Origin of the sequence: Dietzia aerolata (genome assembly GCF_014144865.1) — a bacterium.
Lineage (GTDB): Bacteria > Actinomycetota > Actinomycetes > Mycobacteriales > Mycobacteriaceae > Dietzia > Dietzia aerolata.
The window spans coordinates 1-15,895 of record NZ_JAALDM010000097.1 but is presented as its reverse complement, the minus strand read 5'-3'; the positions used below and the strand labels follow the sequence as shown (position 1 = coordinate 15,895).

General features: G+C 68.9%; 15 protein-coding genes and 1 pseudogene. 6 read left to right on the top strand and 10 right to left on the bottom strand.

Translation table 11 applies throughout. The features are described from left to right. Window positions 1-154: 154 nt before the first annotated feature. Together G6016_RS06755 and G6016_RS06750 are read right to left on the bottom strand one after the other, a co-directional pair. Window positions 155-1,183, bottom strand: coding sequence for an iron-siderophore ABC transporter substrate-binding protein (locus G6016_RS06755; RefSeq protein WP_182631910.1), 1,029 nt, complete (start codon window positions 1,181-1,183; stop codon window positions 155-157). Window positions 1,184-1,425: 242 nt separating this feature from the next. Beyond that, the gene (locus G6016_RS06750; protein WP_182631909.1) at window positions 1,426-2,232 is read right to left on the bottom strand and encodes a helix-turn-helix domain-containing protein; all 807 of its coding nucleotides are present in this window, start codon (window positions 2,230-2,232) and stop codon (window positions 1,426-1,428) included. Window positions 2,233-2,337: 105 nt separating this feature from the next. On the opposite strand from G6016_RS06750, the gene G6016_RS06745 reads away from it, so the two are divergent. From G6016_RS06745 to G6016_RS06730, 4 genes are all read left to right on the top strand, one after another. Beyond that, window positions 2,338-2,736: a GntR family transcriptional regulator gene (locus tag G6016_RS06745; RefSeq protein ID WP_182631908.1), complete on the top strand. Its 399-nt coding sequence runs from the start codon at window positions 2,338-2,340 to the stop codon at window positions 2,734-2,736. Window position 2,737: 1 nt separating this feature from the next. Continuing rightward, entirely contained in the window at window positions 2,738-3,481 is a 744-nt protein-coding gene (locus G6016_RS06740) for an ABC transporter ATP-binding protein (protein ID WP_182631907.1), read from the top strand. Continuing rightward, on the top strand, window positions 3,478-4,284 hold the full coding sequence (locus G6016_RS06735; protein ID WP_182631906.1) for a hypothetical protein: 807 nt from the start codon (window positions 3,478-3,480) through the stop codon (window positions 4,282-4,284). The genes G6016_RS06740 and G6016_RS06735 overlap by 4 nt, the downstream gene beginning before the upstream one ends. Window positions 4,285-4,700: 416 nt before the next feature. Beyond that, entirely contained in the window at window positions 4,701-5,582 is an 882-nt protein-coding gene (locus G6016_RS06730) for a Bax inhibitor-1/YccA family protein (RefSeq protein WP_182631905.1), read from the top strand. Window positions 5,583-6,104: 522 nt separating this feature from the next. On the opposite strand, the gene G6016_RS06725 is transcribed toward G6016_RS06730, so the two are convergent. The 6 genes from G6016_RS06725 to G6016_RS06700 all read right to left on the bottom strand — a co-directional run bounded on the left by G6016_RS06725 (window position 6,105) and on the right by G6016_RS06700 (window position 13,589). Continuing rightward, the gene (locus G6016_RS06725; RefSeq protein WP_182631904.1) at window positions 6,105-7,325 is read right to left on the bottom strand and encodes an acetyl-CoA C-acetyltransferase; all 1,221 of its coding nucleotides are present in this window, start codon (window positions 7,323-7,325) and stop codon (window positions 6,105-6,107) included. A gap of 63 nt (window positions 7,326-7,388) precedes the next feature. After that, window positions 7,389-8,774 (bottom strand): SGNH/GDSL hydrolase family protein, encoded by a 1,386-nt coding sequence (locus G6016_RS06720; RefSeq protein WP_182631903.1) that lies wholly within the window; start codon window positions 8,772-8,774, stop codon window positions 7,389-7,391. Next, the gene (locus G6016_RS06715) at window positions 8,771-10,147 is read right to left on the bottom strand and encodes an McrC family protein (protein ID WP_182631902.1); all 1,377 of its coding nucleotides are present in this window, start codon (window positions 10,145-10,147) and stop codon (window positions 8,771-8,773) included. The genes G6016_RS06720 and G6016_RS06715 overlap by 4 nt, the downstream gene beginning before the upstream one ends. Continuing rightward, a complete protein-coding gene (locus G6016_RS06710) occupies window positions 10,144-12,372 on the bottom strand; it encodes an AAA family ATPase (protein ID WP_182631901.1) in 2,229 nt (742 codons plus the stop codon). Before G6016_RS06710 ends, G6016_RS06715 begins: the two co-directional genes overlap by 4 nt. Window positions 12,373-12,465: 93 nt before the next feature. Further along, window positions 12,466-12,963, bottom strand: a complete 498-nt coding sequence (greA, locus tag G6016_RS06705; protein WP_182631900.1) for a transcription elongation factor GreA — start codon at window positions 12,961-12,963, stop codon at window positions 12,466-12,468. A gap of 167 nt (window positions 12,964-13,130) precedes the next feature. After that, the gene (locus G6016_RS06700) at window positions 13,131-13,589 is read right to left on the bottom strand and encodes a DUF4307 domain-containing protein (RefSeq protein WP_182631899.1); all 459 of its coding nucleotides are present in this window, start codon (window positions 13,587-13,589) and stop codon (window positions 13,131-13,133) included. Window positions 13,590-13,704: 115 nt separating this feature from the next. Between G6016_RS06700 and mca the strand changes: the two genes are divergently transcribed. Next, window positions 13,705-14,628 carry a mycothiol conjugate amidase Mca gene (mca, locus tag G6016_RS06695; protein ID WP_182631898.1) on the top strand — a complete coding sequence of 308 codons (924 nt, stop codon included), beginning with the start codon at window positions 13,705-13,707 and terminating at the stop codon, window positions 14,626-14,628. After that, window positions 14,625-14,966, top strand: coding sequence for a hypothetical protein (locus G6016_RS06690; RefSeq protein ID WP_182631897.1), 342 nt, complete (start codon window positions 14,625-14,627; stop codon window positions 14,964-14,966). Before mca ends, G6016_RS06690 begins: the two co-directional genes overlap by 4 nt. A gap of 45 nt (window positions 14,967-15,011) precedes the next feature. Here the strand turns inward: G6016_RS06690 and G6016_RS06685 are convergent, their stop codons facing one another. After that, window positions 15,012-15,713 carry a CE1759 family FMN reductase gene (locus tag G6016_RS06685; protein ID WP_338403543.1) on the bottom strand — a complete coding sequence of 234 codons (702 nt, stop codon included), beginning with the start codon at window positions 15,711-15,713 and terminating at the stop codon, window positions 15,012-15,014. Then, a pseudogene (locus tag G6016_RS06680) lies at window positions 15,710-15,895 on the bottom strand (5,10-methylene tetrahydromethanopterin reductase); the annotation flags it as partial. The gene G6016_RS06685 and the pseudogene G6016_RS06680, both read right to left, overlap by 4 nt.

Below are 15,895 nucleotides of genomic sequence, written 5' to 3'. Positions count from 1 at the left end.
ACGATCGCGGCCAGAACGAGCAGCGTCACCAGGAGCCAGGCCAGCCGCACCTTCGCGGGCCGACGGACGGCGTCCACGCCCGGCGTGAAGTCCGGCGTGGACGCAGGCACCCGACCGGGATGGCTGTCCCGGCCGGGTGTGGTCGCGGTGTCCGTCACCGGCTAGAGGCCCCCGCCAGCTGTGCCACGTAGTCATCGAGTACCCAGTCGATGGCCAGTGGCGTCGGGTTGGCGGCGGTGCCCATGGGACCGTTGCCGTCGAGGAACACGATCGCGTCATTGGCCACGGCGGGCATCTGCGAGAGCAGCGGGTCGGCCTTGAGGGTGTCGACCAGCTCCTGGTCGCCGTAGGTGACGATCAGGTCCACATCGGCGAACTGGTCGAGTTGCTCGGCGCTGATGCTGCCCGAGAACTCACCGCTGGCCGAGGCTTCCTCTACAGCTGCGGGGGTGCCCAGTCCCAGGTCCTCGAAGAACGCGGCCCGGGTGTCGTTGGCCGTGTAGAAGTTCACCGTCGACAGGTCGGTGGGGTCGACATGGGTCATGAACATCGTGTTCTTGCCGTCCAGGCCGGGGTGCGCTGCCACGGTCTCATCGATCCGGCCCTCGATGTCGGCGATGAGCTGCTCACCCTCTTCGGACATGCCCAGGCCCTGCGAGTTGAACGTGATGATGTCGCGCCACGAGGTGGCCCACGCCTCCTCTGGATAGGCCACGACAGGCGCGATCTCGCTGAGCGTGTCGTAGTCCTCCTGCGTGAGCCCGGAGTACGCGGCGAGGATCACGTCCGGGTCTGAGTCCGCCACGGCCTCGAAGTCGATGCCATCGGTCTCGTCGTAGAGAACGGGCGTCTCGGCTCCGAGCTCATCCAGTTTGTCCTCGACCCACGGCAGCACGCCGTCGCCGTCGTCGTCGCCAAAATTCGCGGCGGCCATGCCCACAGGCACCACACCGAGCGCCAACGGAACCTCGTGATTGGCCCAGGCCACGGTGGCCACCCGATCGGGAGCCTCCTCGATGGTGGTGGTGCCGAGCGCGTGCTCGATGGTGACGGGGAACGCCTCCGACGAGCCGGTGACCGCGTTCGCGGCCTGGTCGTCGGAGTCGGTTGACGAGCCGCACGCGGACATCATCAGCGCGGTGGTGGCCGCGACGAGAACGGGGATCAGACCACGGGATCGCATGGATTGGTCTCTCACTGTCGAAGGATCAGGGGGCCCCAGCCGCTGCGGACACTCGTCCACAAAAGACTTAGGTGAGGCTGACCTAAAACACTACGACGGGGCTCCGGCGCGGCGCAATCGCGCGTTCGGGACGTCAACTATCGCGTTTCGGACACACCTCGGCACGGCCAAGTGTCACTCGTCGCCACTCGGCCACCACGTGGGGCGGTTCGGCATCGCTTCGCGACCCGCTGCCTTGGCTCTCACCCGACGGCGCGCAGTCGGGCCGGCGTGAGTCCGGTGGACCGCCGGAACGAGGCGCCGAACGCGCTCGCGGATCGGTAGCCCACCCGCAGCGCCACCTCGTCGACCGGCATCCCGCCGCCCAGCAGTAGAGCCGCGTGCTGCGCTCGGGCGGCGGCCTGCCAGGCTCCGAAGCTCAGTCCGGTCTCGGTGCGGAAGGCGCGGGTGACGGTGCGGTCGCTGACGCCGAGGATCGCGGCCCAGTCGGCGAGGGTGCGGCGGTCGCCAGGGTGTGCGTCAAGCGCGGCCACTACCGGCTGTAGTAGGTCGCACGCCGGCCGCTGCACCAGAAGGGCGTGCGGTGACGGCTCGAGCAGGTCGAAGACCATCCGCTCGGTGAGGTGGCGCGACTCGTCGGTCAGGGGATCGCCCACCAGGCGGTCCACCAGGAGTGAGATCAGGGGCGTGAACTCGACCGCCACGGGTTCGTGAGGCAGTGGCGACGTTGCTCGGACATCCACGTGGGCAGTGCGGTACCAGGTGCCGGACGGGGCGCGGCCGGAATGCAGCACCCCTGCGGGGATCCACAGTCCGACCGTCGGGGTGATGGTCCAGGTCCGCGTGCCGATGGTTGCGCTGGAGGCACCGCGACGATTCCACAGCAACTCGTGGGTGGGGTGGGAATGCGCTGGCCACTCGGTGTCGCGGAGTACGTGTTCGTCCATGCCGGTGATCGCGTGTGGCATCTCGGTCTCGCCCGCGGAGTATGCGGGCAGGGGGCGGGTGTCGATCTCGCTGCTGCGCAGCGTCGCCGCGGAAACCGTCATGCGGCTGATTGTGCACTAGCTGCGATCGGGGCCAACTCTTGACTTCGCGCCCCTTCGGTGTCACTGTATTAAGTACCTAATACAGCAACACGGAACGGGGGTGCCATGCAGTTCGACAACTCTTCCCCGATCTGGACTCAGCTCGTCGCGGAGTTCTCCCGACGCATCGTCACCGGGGACTGGGCGCCGGGGGAGAAGATGCCCGGCGTCCGGGAGTTGGCGGCCGATCTCGGCGTCAATCCCAACACCGCGCAACGCGCACTGGCGGAGCTCGAACGCCGCGGGCTCTGCAGATCGGAGCGGGCGACGGGCCGGTTCGTCACCGACGACACCGCGCTCATCGACTCCGTCCGCGCCGACCTCGCCACCGGCGCCGCCGATGAGTTCATCGCCCGCGTCCGGGGCCTGCGCATGGCGCACGAGCAGGCCCGGGCGCTGATCGACACGAGATGGGAATCCCATGAGCACCACACCACTGACCTTCCGGACGGCGGAGGAGACTGAGATGAACGATCACACCGCCTCGGCAGACGAGGCCCAGTTCGGCCGCGGCGCCGTCCCGCTCATAGACGTAGCCGGCCTGTCCCTGAGCTACGGCCCGGTCCACGCCCTCGACGGCCTCGACCTGACGTTGCAGCCCGGCCAGATCGTCGGCCTGCTCGGGGAGAACGGCTGCGGCAAGACCACGCTGCTCAAGATCCTCGCCGGCGTCCTGGCTGGCTTCGAGGGCCAGGTGAGCATCGCCGGCCACCAGCCCGGCCCCGAGTCCAAGGCGCGGGTGTCGTTCCTGCCGGACACCAGTTTCCTGCCGGACTCGGCGCGCGTCACCTACTGTCTGGATCTCTACGACGACTTCTTCGCCGACTTCCAGCGGGAGAAGGCCCGCGACCTCATCGGCTTCTTCGGGCTGCCCGAGACGCTGCGACTCAAGCAGATGTCCAAGGGCATGCGTGAGAAGGTCCAGATCGCGCTCGCGATGTCCCGCGACGCGAGTGTGTTCCTCCTCGACGAGCCGATCTCGGGCGTCGACCCGGCCGCCCGCCAGGTGATCCTCGACGGTCTGCTGCGCAACCTCGAACCGGACAGCCTGCTGGTCATCGCCACGCACCTCGTCCACGACCTCGAGCCACTCCTCGACGGCGTCGTGATGATGCGCCACGGCCGCGTGATCGCTCAGGGCGACGCCGACGACCTGCGCGCCCAGCACGGCGCCAGCCTCGACCAGATCTTCAAGGAGACGTTCCGATGACCAGCACACTCCTCAAGCACGAATGGCTCCGCACCCGCGCGCCGCTCGGGGCACTCTTCGGCATCATCGCCCTGGTGGTGCTCCTCGGCTGCCTTCTGCTGCCACTCGGCTCGATCCTCGCGACCTTCGGCCTGATCGTGGCCGTCGGCGCAGCGATCCTCCTCGTCCCGGCCGCGCAATTCCTGCTCACCGCCGACTTCTGGCGTTCCGGCTTCGGCCGCACCGGGTATTTCACGCAGTCTCTGCCCGTGAAGGGCGGCACGGTATTCCGGGCCAAGCTCGGGTGGAACGTCATCGCCAGCCTCGCCGCCCTGGTCTGGGCCGTGGTCCTGGGTCTGGTCATCCGTCAGGTGGCGGTGTGGTCGTTGGACGCCGCACCTCCCGGCCCGCGCGAACTCTGGCAGCAGGCCACCGACGCGATGCCGGCGTGGATGCTTCTCGCGCTCGCCCTGCTGTTCCTCGCCTACATCGTCGTGTGGCCGATCTTCTACTACTTCTCCGTCTCGATCGGCCATGAAAAGCGGTTCGCAGGGCTCGGGGCGGGAGGCCCGATCGTGGTGTTCGTCGGCGTCTACCTCGCCGTCCAGGTCGTGACGTTCCTCGGCCTGCTGGTCATCCCGTTCGGTATCGGCATGGACGGCAATCAACTCGGCGTCATCCCGTTCCATCTCCTCGACGAGATGACGGTCGGCACCTCCAGCAGCGACGTCATGCCCCTCGGCGTCGTGGTGGTCCTGGTGATCGCCGCCGTCTGCCTGTGGCGCTCGGTCCGCTCCTGGAACCACAAGATCGCCCTGCGCTGACCGCCCGCGCCGCCTCACCCCGCCACCTGCCTGGCCCGGGCAAAGACCAAGACCAAGACCACGACGACGACGAGGTGCGCACCGCCCCACAGTGGTGCGCACCTCCTGTCGCTCCCGGATCAGGGCTCGTGCCGGCCCGGATGGCAATCGATTCGGGCAGAAGCGCTCAGCGGTCCCACCGGCCTCGGCGCCGCGCCGTCCTGGTGCCGCGGAGGGGACGACTTTACTTCCGGCAGCGTGGCGTTGACGGACAGGGAGTGTTGGAGAACCGTGTGAACCGGTGTTCGGGCAGAATTGGGCGGGCGCCGGGAACACTCAGGTGTTTTTGCGCGTTACACAATTACGAGTGATTCGTCGGTCGCCCGGCGGGGACTCTCGGTAAACGACCTTCCCCACCAATTCTTGAAGGGACCCCGATGCGCAGCAGTAGCAATCCGGTCTTCAGCTCCCTGTCCTCCGAGTCCGCGCGTGGCGCGACCCAGCTGGGTGGCGCAAGCCGTGCGGCCTTCCACCAGGGGCAGTACGGCCAGCAGGGCTTCGGTGCCCAGCAGGGTTACGCACAGTCCGGCTACGCACAGCCCGGATATGCGGCCCAGCAGCCGCAGTTCGCCTCCGACGACCGACCCATGACGATCGATGATGTGGTGTCCAAGACCGGCATCACGCTCGGTGTGATCGCCGTCATCGGCATCATCGCCTACTGGCTGTCGCTCTCGGCGGGCTTGGCCATGCCGCTGCTGCTCGTCGGCGGCATCGGCGGGTTCATCACCGTTCTCGTCGCCACCTTCGGCCGCAAGATGGACTCGGCCGTCGTCACCCTGATCTACGCCGCGTTCGAGGGCCTGTTCATCGGCGCCGTCTCGCACGTGTTCACCATGGACATCCAGGGTGCCAGCGCCGGTGTCGTCATCGGCCAGGCGATCCTCGGCACGTTCGGCGTTTTCGCCGGCATGCTGTTCGTCTACAAGACCGGTGCCGTGCGGGTGACGCCCAAGTTCACGCGCTTCATGACCGCCGCGATCATCGGCGTCGTCGTCATGATGCTCGGCAACCTCGTCGGCGCCATCTTCTTCGACTTCAACCCGCTGCGTGACGGCGGCCCGATCGCGATCATCTTCTCGCTGGTCTGCATCGGCCTCGCCGCGTTCAGCTTCCTGATGGACTTCGACAACGCCGACCGCCTCGTGCGCGCCGGCGCCCCCTCGAAGATGGCCTGGGGCGTCGCCCTCGGCCTGGCCGTGACCCTGGTCTGGCTGTACGTCGAGATCCTGCGCCTGATGAGCTACTTCCGCGACTGATCTATCGCGCCCCGACGAACGCGCACCGCGTCGTCGCCGCGAACGACTCGGCCCCGGCCACCCTGCGAAGGGAGGCCGGGGCCGAGTCGTGTGCCGAGGGCACAGGCGCCGACTGAGTCCGATCCGATCAGAACTGATTACCGGGGACACATCGCCGGGACCGCCGAGATCGCCGGGATTGCCGGGATCGCCGGGATCGCCGGGACAAGCCGCTGGATAACGTGTGCACCCTCGCCGTCGACGATGTGCCGCATAAGCGGCGGATTGTCGACGGCGAGGGTGCACACGTTTCTGGGCCTGGATCGCGGTTGCAGTTGCAGTTGCGGTTGCTGTTGAGATTGGCGCAACGAGAAGAGCGTCCCGCACACGTTTCCCGAGAAGGGGGTGTGCGGAACGCTCTTGTCGATGCTGGAGGTGGACGCCCGGCGACTAGCGCCCGGCGACTAGCGCCCGGCGACTAGGGCCCGGTTGCGCCCGGTGTGCCCGCCCGCGTGGGGCAGGCGTGGCGTGGCGCTGCGGGGATCAGCTGAGGCGCTCGAGCACCATCGCCATGCCCTGGCCGCCGCCGACACACATGGTCTCGACGCCGAACTGCTTGTCCTCGGCCTGCAGGTTGTTGATCAGCGAGGCGGTGATGCGGGCGCCGGTCATGCCGAACGGGTGGCCCAGCGCGATCGCGCCACCGTTGACGTTCAGCTTGTCCTCCTCGATGCCCAGCTCTCGGGCCGAGCCGAGCACCTGCACGGCGAAGGCCTCGTTGATCTCGAACAGGTCGATGTCCGAGATCTGCTTGCCGGCGATCCGCAGCGCGTTCTTGACGGCCTCGATCGGGCCGAGGCCCATGATCTCCGGCGAGAGGCCGGACACGCCGGTGGAGACGACGCGCGCGAGCGGGGTCAGGCCCAGCTCCTTGGCCTTGGTGTCGGACATGATGACCAGCGCGGCGGCGCCGTCGTTGAGCGGGCAGCAGTTGCCGGCGTTGACGGTGCCGTCGGGACGGAAGACCGGCTTGAGCTGCGAGACCTTCTCGTAGGTGGTGCCGGGGCGCGGTCCGTCGTCGGTGGAGACCACGGTGCCGTCGGGCATCGTGACCGGGGTGATCTCGTTGGCGAAGTGGCCACGCTCGACAGCCTCGACGGCGCGGTTCTGCGAGCGCACGCCCCAGTGATCCTGGTCCTCACGGGTGATGCCGGTCATCTGCGCCACGTTCTCGGCCGTCTGTCCCATCGGGATGTAGACATCCGGCACCAGGCCCTCGGCGCGCGGGTCGGTCCAGATGGCCGAGCCCTCCTGGGAGCGTGCCTCCGTGCGGGCCATCGCGTCGGCGAAGACCGGGTTCTTGGTGTCCGGAATGTGGTCCGAGGTGCCGTACTGGAAGTTGGAGACGGTCTCCACGCCGGCGGAGATGAACACGTCGCCCTCGCCGGCCTTGATGGCGTGCAGCGCCATGCGGGTGGTCTGCAGCGAGGAGGAGCAGTAGCGGTTGACGGTCGTGCCGGGAACGGTGTCCATTCCGGCGAGCACGGAGACCACGCGGGCCATGTTGAAGCCCTGCTGGCCACCGGGCAGTCCGTTGCCCAGCATCAGGTCGTCGATCTGCGTGGGGTCGAGCTCGGGCACCTTGGCCAGCGCGGCCTTGACCATCTGGGCGGTGAGGTCATCCGAACGGATACCCGCGAGGGAACCCTTGTTGGCGCGCCCGATGGGGGAACGGGCGTACGAGACGATGACGGCTTCCGGCATGGAAGACTCCTTTGTTTGGAGGGTGGGCACCCATCCAGTCGAATGAGCACCCCTGCGGGCGGGTCAGTTGGCGGGGGCGGGGTCGTCCCGCACGGGACGGGCCAGCCTGAGGATGCGGCTGCGGCGTCGGAGGGTGGCCGCCGCTTCGCGCGCGTCCCCCGTGTTCTCCGGATCACTATCCACGTCCTCATTATGCAGGAACGTGTTCCCATCCTCGCCATCCGCATCCTCGTGGGTGCGGACGAAATCGGTGAGACGCTTGCTGAGCCGGGCCACCACCGAGTACCGCGGCTGCTGCTCGGAGTCGGAGGCTGCATCGGCATCGGCATCGGAATTAGAGGCGGCATCGGATGTGACGTCCGCAGGATCGCCGACCTGACCGGAGTCCGCGGGATCCGCGTCCACCCCGTCACCGGGAGCGGTGGTGGTGGGTGAAGCCTCGTCGTCGTCGTCCGAATCTTCTCCCGCGTCGACATCCGCACCGGGTGCCGATGCGCCGGCGGTGTCCTCACCCTCGGGTGCGCCCTCGAGCGCGGCCTCGGCCAGGGCTTCGGCGGCGTCGGCGGCGTCACCGGCGTCGATGGCGTCTTCGGGCGCCTTCTCCGCGTCATCCGGCAGCTCGTCCCAGACGCCGAGCGCCACACACACGGACGGCAACAACAGGCCCGCGGCGAGCTCGTACCCCGCAGAGTTGGGGTGGAAGCGGTCGGGGGAGAACAGGCTCTCTCCACGTTTGTAGAACTCGGGCGCGAGCGTCTCCACCAGCGACACCGGAACGCCGCCGGCCTTGCGGACCTGCACCGTCTGCGCGGCGGCGAGGCGGCGACTCAACGTGGCCAGCACCGACCGCAACGGCTGGGGGACCGGCTTGATGATGCCGAGGTCGGGGCACGTTCCCACGACGACCTCGGATCCGCCCTCGCGCAGCGCGGCCACGGCGTCGCCGACCCGACGGGCCGACGGGCCGATCGCGTTGCGGGCCGTGATGTCGTTGCCGCCGATGAGGATCACCGAGATGTCCGGCCGGCCCTGGGCGATCTGCATGGCCTCCACCTGGCCGGGCAGGCCCTTGGACGTGGCGCCGACGATCGCCTTGATGGACAGTCGCACATTCTGGCCCGACTCCTCGGCCAGGCCGCGCGCCAGCAGTACGCCGGGCATGTCTGCGGCCGAATCGGCGCCCAGGCCCGCGGCGAGGGAGTCGCCGAACACCATCATGTGGATGTCGCAGTCCATCCCCGGTCGCCACGGCTCGGGGAACTCGGCGCCGGGACGGTAGAGGCCGTCACCGTCGAAGGCGCGGTCGGTGGGTTTGGGGATCACCTTCCGCGCGATCCTGGCCTGCTGCGCCAGGACCTCGTACGCGCCGCGATAGGCGCCGACCGTTCCCACGGCCACCAGCGCCAGACTCACGACGAGTCGTCGGGCCGGATCGTCGGTCTCGCTCATCTGGCGTGTCGTCTCCCCTCGGTGCGATGCCGGGCGGCGGGGGTCGCCGCCAGGGTCCGGGCCTGCTGCGCAAGTTCGACGATAGCCCGACGGCTGGCCGCGGGTCCTTCGGACAGGTCAACGGGATATTCGACGATCGAGATGTCGGTGTGAACGATCCGGCGGGGCTGCGGGGCGTCGTCGCGGCGCTGCGCCGGATAGACCAGATACGCGCGGTCCACGCCGAGCGCCGTGCAGGCCGCCAGCAGCCGGTAGTGCTCCGCGGCGCGCGCCCGACGGTCGGTGGGGTAGGTGGCGACGAAGGTGGTGACCGGGTCGCCGTCGACCTCGTAGACCAGCCCCGTGCGCACCGAGATGTTCTCGCCCTCGGCGGCGGGGGCGCGGTGGCGGCCGGAAGTGGAGACGTGCCTGCCGGGGGAGGCTGTGCCCGTGTCCGTGCCGTCCGTGGCATCGGAGTGGCCGATGTCCGTCTCGGTGCCGGAGGAGAGGTCGACGACGGGGTTCTGCAGTAGCCGGCCGCCGTGCCCGTGCAGGGCCGCGGTCAACTCGGATTCGATGAAGCGCTCGAACAGGGCGGGCATCTCCGTGACGAACGCCGCCGAGGAGGCATGACCGTCCTCGACCTCCACCGAGATGCGGCGCACGATGCGGTCCGCGAGCGCCAGCACGTCCTGGAAGCGGGCGTTGAGCCGGGACGGCGTCCAGGTGGGGATCGGGGCGCCCTGCGGGATCAGGGTCGCATCCGCCAGGCGGGCGTCGACCATCGCCAGACGGCGGCGCGTGCCGTCGGGCAGGTCGGGCAGGAACTGCAGCCGGTGCGCGGCGGTGCGCAGGATGCGGTTCTCGGCGATGTCCGGGGTGAACTCGGAATAGGAGACCTCGAGCGGGATGGTCATGCCGGGACGCCTGCGGATCTGATCACCGAGGCGGATCCGCCCGCGCACTGTGGTCAGGGCCTCGTCGACTCGCCGGTAGCCGCGCAGCAGGCCGGGCGCGAGAGCCGCGTGCGCGAGCTGGGCCAGCGATTCGGCAACCGAGACCCACAGCTCGTCGTCGTCACGCGCCTGGACCGCCGAGGGGAGGAACGCGTCGTCGGCGGCGTGGTCGAGCAGGAAGAACAGCTGCGTCAGCCCCAGGCTCGCCGCGGGCAGGACCCGCACCGACAGACCTTCGACGCGCACGGAACCGACTGCTCCGCTGGGGATCAGCCGCCAGGTGTCGCGGCCTGCGGGCAGTACCTCGACGAGTCCGGTTTGGGACAGGTGCTGGGCGCCCTCCCAGCCGAGGGTGACGAGCTTGCCGCGACGGTCGAACTCGTCGAACTCGAGGGCCGGCGACGCTGCGGCCGTCGAACCCGTCGAGCGTGCGGTCATGCCCGTCCGATCTTCCGGCGCAACGCGGCCAGACCGAAGCGTTCGTGGACCTCGGCGCGGGTCAGTCGGCCGTAGTAGTGCTCCTCGAGCAGCGGCATGAGGTCGAAGCGCCAGATGGCTTCCAGTCCGCCGGGCTCGGTGGCCTCGTCCTTCATGAAGTACGAGGGGCCGATGCGCAGGTCGCGGTCCGAGTCGTCCATCTCCGAGTTGAGCGCCTCGAGCAGGTCGGCGGACTCGGTGTCGGCGCCGCGCGCCTCGAGGTGGCGACGCAGCACCCCCGCGACCGGCGGGGTGTCCGGGTGCAGTTCCATGAACGCGAACCGGCGACGGATGGCGGCGTCCACCATCGCGATCGAGCGGTCGGCGGTGTTCATGGTGCCGATGATGAACAGGTTGCGCGGCAGACGGAACGACGTATCGGGGCTGTACTGCGGCAGCACCGTGCGGTCGCGGTACTCGAGCAGGAAGTACATCTCACCGAAGACGCGCGCCAGGTCCGCACGGTTCATCTCGTCGATGATGAGGAAGCTCGGATGGTCGCGACCGGACTCGGAGGTGGCCCGGGCGGCCTGTCGCCGGAGCGGACCGGCCTGCAGCGCGAAGCCCGGCTGGCCGGACTCGGTGAGCGTGGGGCGGTAGCCCTCGAAGAAGTCCTCGTAGGCGTAGCTGGGATGGAACTGCACCAGCTGGACGCGGCTCGGATCATCCACGCCGGCGAGGAACCGGGCCAGCTCCTGGGCGAGGTAGGTCTTGCCGGTGCCGGGCGGACCGTAGAAGACGATCTGCTGCCGCGACTGCAGGGTGTCAACGATCTCCTGCAGCTCCTTGCGGGGCATGTGCAGGCTCTCGGCCAGCTCCTTGGTCACCTTCGGCAGCGTCGGCACCGCACCGGCGGCAGGCGCCTCGGCGACCTGCGACTCCGCCGAGTGACTACCGGGATGCATGGCGGTGAGCAGGGCGTCGAGGCCGTCGGTGAGGTCCACGACCGTGCCGGGCTCGCCGATCAGCTCGGACAGGGGGCTGGGCAACGATTCCAGGTCGAGGGTGACCTCGCTCCACAGCACGGAGCGCTCGAGCTGCTGGCCGCCGTCCTCTACGTAGCCGAGGTCGTCGGTCAGCGTGCCCAGGTGCAGTCGCGCATCGGCGACGGTGGCCACCACGTCCTGCGGGCTCATCCGCGACAGGAACGTGTGCATTTCAGCGGTGAGCTGGAAGCGGGCCTGGTAGTCCAGGTGCGGGTAGCCCTGCTCGACCGCCTGGGACACCTCGAGGCGGCTGGCGTGGGCGGGGATACGCGGCAGGTGGGAGGCGGGCAGCGCGATGCGGTTCTGTGCCACCCACTGGCCGGCCTGCCCCACGCCGCCGCGGCCCGGCCGGACGAGCCAGGCACGACGCGAGTGGTCGTCGCGGTGACGCTGCCACTGGTTGGCAACAGACCCGCGGTACCAGTCGACGGGCTGACCGAGCTGGGCCGAGAGGACTTCGGAGATCCGGTGCAGGTCCTGGTCGATGTCCAGCTCGTCGATCCCCGACGGCCCACCGATGAGGTCGGCGAACGCGTCGCGGATGCGGGTCTTGTGCTCGTGCTTGACGATCGGCTGGAAGTAGCCGGGCCACACGAGGTACTGCAGGCTGTAGCGGATCGCGCGCCAGTCACCGGGCGTGGAGCGGGCGGCGCGCTGAAACTCCCACGGGTCGCTCAGGGCGGCATCGCGGGCGGCGGGTTCGAGCTCGGCCCAGTGGATGATGAACGAGCACAGCCAGCGCAGGTGCTCGCGCATCTGGACGTTGAATCCGAGCCCGCCCGTGAGCGGGCCGCGCTCGGTGAGGACCTCGTCGAGGTCGGTGGGGATCTCGGGCGGGTTCTCGGTCCACGAGAGGATGTCCCGGACACGGCCGCGCTTGAGGCGGGCCGTGACCGTGGACAGCGGCAGCTGCTGGATGTAGAGCAGCTCGGCGGCCAGCAGGACCACCGGCCGCGGCGCGCCCTCGAGCTGATCATGCAGCGCCTGCATGACGGGGGAGCGCATGGACTCGCCCGCCGCCTCGTCGGGATCGGCGTCGAGCCGGCGGGCGAGCTCTTCCGCGACCTCGGGAGTCCACGTGTACAGGTCGTCCTCGAACGGCGACTGACCTGTACGCAGCGCCTGATCCAGGACCCGTCCGGCCGCCGCTTCGATCTTCGGCGCGGGGCCGAGTGGCCTGTCCTGGGAACCGTCTGACACGTGGAACTCCTGCTACACCGGCGCGGAGTCGGGTCCTTGTAGTTCGGCCCGACATTCGTCCAAAACCTACCACCGGAGGTGGTCGGACACGTGTCAGCTCTGGTAAGGCTCCGCGGTGACGACGGTGACTGAGACCGACTTACCGTTGGGCGCGGTGTACTCGCGGGTCTCGCCGGTCTTGGCTCCGAGGATGGCCTTGCCGAGCGGCGAATCGGGGGAGTAGATCTCCAGATCGTCCTTGCCCGAGCCCTCGCCACGGGTGCCGATGAGGAAGGTCTCCTTGGTGTCCTCGTTGCCGTTGTAGTAAGCGCGGACGACGGAACCGATCAGCGCGACGCCGGACTCGGTGGGAGCCTCGCCGACCTGCGCGTTGGCGAGCAGGTCGTCGATCGTGCGGATGCGGGCCTCTTCCTGGCCCTGCTGCTCGCGCGCGGCGTGGTAGCCGGCGTTCTCCTTGAGATCGCCCTCCTCGCGCCGCTCGTTGATCTCGGCGGCGATGACGGGGCGGTTCGCGATGAGCGCCTCCTTCTCGGCCGAGAGGCGGTCGTACGAGTCCTGGGTCAGCCAGTGGACCTGGGTGTCGTTCGCCATGGGGCGCACTCCTATCTGTGTTTCACCGTGTAGGTAACAAAAACACGGCCCCGCCGAGGGAGCCGTGCTGATATAGCGATGCTAACACAGTTCGATCGCCTGATCAGGCGTGGCGCGGGCCCTCGCGCGGACCCTGTCCTGGGTCATCAGCCGTTGCGCCGCGGCACCTACCGCTGCAGGTAGGCGGGGATGTCGTTGCCGCAGCCGTAGACATCGCCCATGAATCCGCGCGCCGTGGTGGCGATCGAGGTGGTGATCTGGACGGTGCCGTTCTCGGACGGCGGGATGTAGATCTCCCGGCGCCCCAGTTCACCCTTCGACTGGTCCTGCGCGCGGACGATGCAGTAAGCGGCGTCGCCGGGCTCGTCGCGGGTGACGGTGAACGTCATGTCGAGCTGGGAGTCGTCGACGGCCTCGACGCCGATCACCTCGGTGGAGATGGAGGGCGTGGCGTTGAGACGGTACATCGTGTAGACGCCGGCCCCGATGATCGCCAGGACGAGCGCAACCAGGAACGCGGCGACGACCTTTCCCATGACGCCGGACTGCCCGTCGGCGTCGTCATACCGGCCCTCGGGAAGGGACGGGACACGCGGCGATGTGGCGTCCGACCTCGGCTCACTCATGCGCCCAGCGTATCGGGGGAGGTGGCGCGGGCCCGCCCGGGGGCACCTCCGGCGCGCGCGACCCTAGAATGGGACGGTCACATCACGCGCGAGTACAGAAATGGCAGGTGCCACGATGGCCGGTCTCCGGCTGATGGCGTTCCACGCCCATCCCGACGACGAGTCGTCCAAGGGGGCGGCGACCATGGCCAGGTATGTGGCCGAGGGTCACCGTGTCCTGGTGGAGACCGCTACCGGTGGGGAGCGTGGCGACATCCTCAACCCGGCGATGGACCGTCCGGACGTCACCGCCGACCTGCCCGCGGTGCGGCGCCGGGAGATGGCGCGCGCCGCCGGCATCCTGGGTGTCGATCACCATTGGTTGGGGTTCGAGGACTCGGGGTTACCGGAGGGTGACCCCAAGCCGCCGCTGCCGGAGGGATGTTTCGCGCTTGTCGACGACGACGAGGTCACCGAATCCCTGGTCCGCAGGATCCGGGAGTTTCGTCCCCATGTCCTCATCACCTATGACGAGAACGGCGGGTATCCCCACCCGGATCACCTGAAGGTGCATTCGTCGTCGATGGCCGCCTATGAGGCCGCCGCTGATCCCACCCGGTATCCGGATGCCGGCGAGCCGTGGGCGATCGCGAAGGTCTACTACACGCACGGTTTCCCCCTGCGCCGGCTGCAGTTGCTCGACGAGGAACTGTTCGCGCGCGACGGCGTTCATCATTTCGCGGATTTCCTGGAGCGGGTGGGCAGCCGTCCGGACATCATGGAGCGGGTCACCACTCGAGTCGAGTGCGCGGACTATTTCGAGCAGCGCAACTCGGCGCTGCTGGCGCACGCCACCCAGATCGACCCGAATGGCTGGTTCTTCGCGGCGCCGGTGGAGATGCAGCAGCGGGTGTGGCCGACCGAGGAGTTCGAGCTGGCAGCTAGCCGGGTGGGCTTTCCGGAGCTCAGTGAGGGACAATACGAGGCAGACCTGTTCGAGGGCATCGACCCGAATGTTGATCTGCCCGTCGGACCGAGCACGAGTGAGGACGCGCGATGATCACCCTGGGGCCGGACGTCCAGATCCTGGCGTACGAGTCGGTGATGGTGCTTGCGCAGAACCAGTCGCCGGGCACCCCCGGGTACAACGACAGCCCCCTCGGCCCGGAGTTCGGTAAGGCCTCACCGATCGGGATCCCGGTGGTGCTGCTCTTGCTGATCGCGACGATCCTGCTGATCCGCAATATGAACAAGCACATCAAAAACCTGCCGGAGAGCTTCGACACCGAGCATCCCGAGGCCGACCAGCTCGCCGATGAGGGCACCGACCGCGCCGGCGTGGACGAGGGCACGGCCGGTGACGACGCCGTCGACGAGGCCACCGACCGCTCGGCCTGATCACTCGGCCTGATTGCCGACCCGTCGATTTCGGGCCGGGGCCGGTCAGCGACCCAACAGATCACCCATGGGCACGAAGTCGCCGAACTCGTCGTCGTCGCTCCTTCGACCGGATCCACCGTCGGCGCGGGTCGGTGCCACGGCGCCCGCGGTGACCCCCGCGAACCGCATCATGTAGTCCGCCAGTTCGGTCCCGACGCGCCCCGCCCGGGAGGCGAGCGAGTTCTCGTCGGCGGCGGTGGTGACGGCGCCGAAATCCTCGCTTGCCGCGAAGACCGTGGTGGGCACGACGTCGGCCTTGAGGTAGGCGAACATCGGCCGCAGCGCGTAGTCGATCGCCAGCGAGTGCCGCGCGGTGCCGCCGGTCGCGCCGAGCGCCACCGGGACGCCCGCGATCGTGCCGGGCTCGATCACGTCGAACAGCGCCTTGAACAGGCCCGAGTACGACTGGTTGTACGTCGGCGTCACCGCGATCACCCCGTCCGCGCGCCCGATCTCCTCCAGCGCCGCCTTGAGTTTCTCGCCGGGGAAGCGCGTGAACGTCGCGTCGACGATCTCGTGCGCCAACTCCCGCACCTCCAGGACCGTCACGGCCACGTCCTGGCCGTGCCGCGCCAGCGCGCCACGGGTGGCCTTGGTGAGCTGGTCGGCGAGCATCCGGGTCGAGGAGGGGACGGACATTCCTGCGGCGACGACGACGAGGTTCAGCGGCCGATCGCCGGCTGCAGTTGCATCGGGGACGTTCACTTGGATTCCTTTCCGGCCTGCGATTCGGCGAGGCGGGCCTGGTTGCGGCGGTCGCGGGCGAGCGACTGCTCTTGCGCGCGCTGGCCACCCTCGGCGGTCAGGCCGGTCCAGTTGTCGCCGGTGCCGAAGCGGTAGGCGTCGTCGTAGGCCGGCTCGTCCGCGGCGGCCAGCGCGGCGTCGCG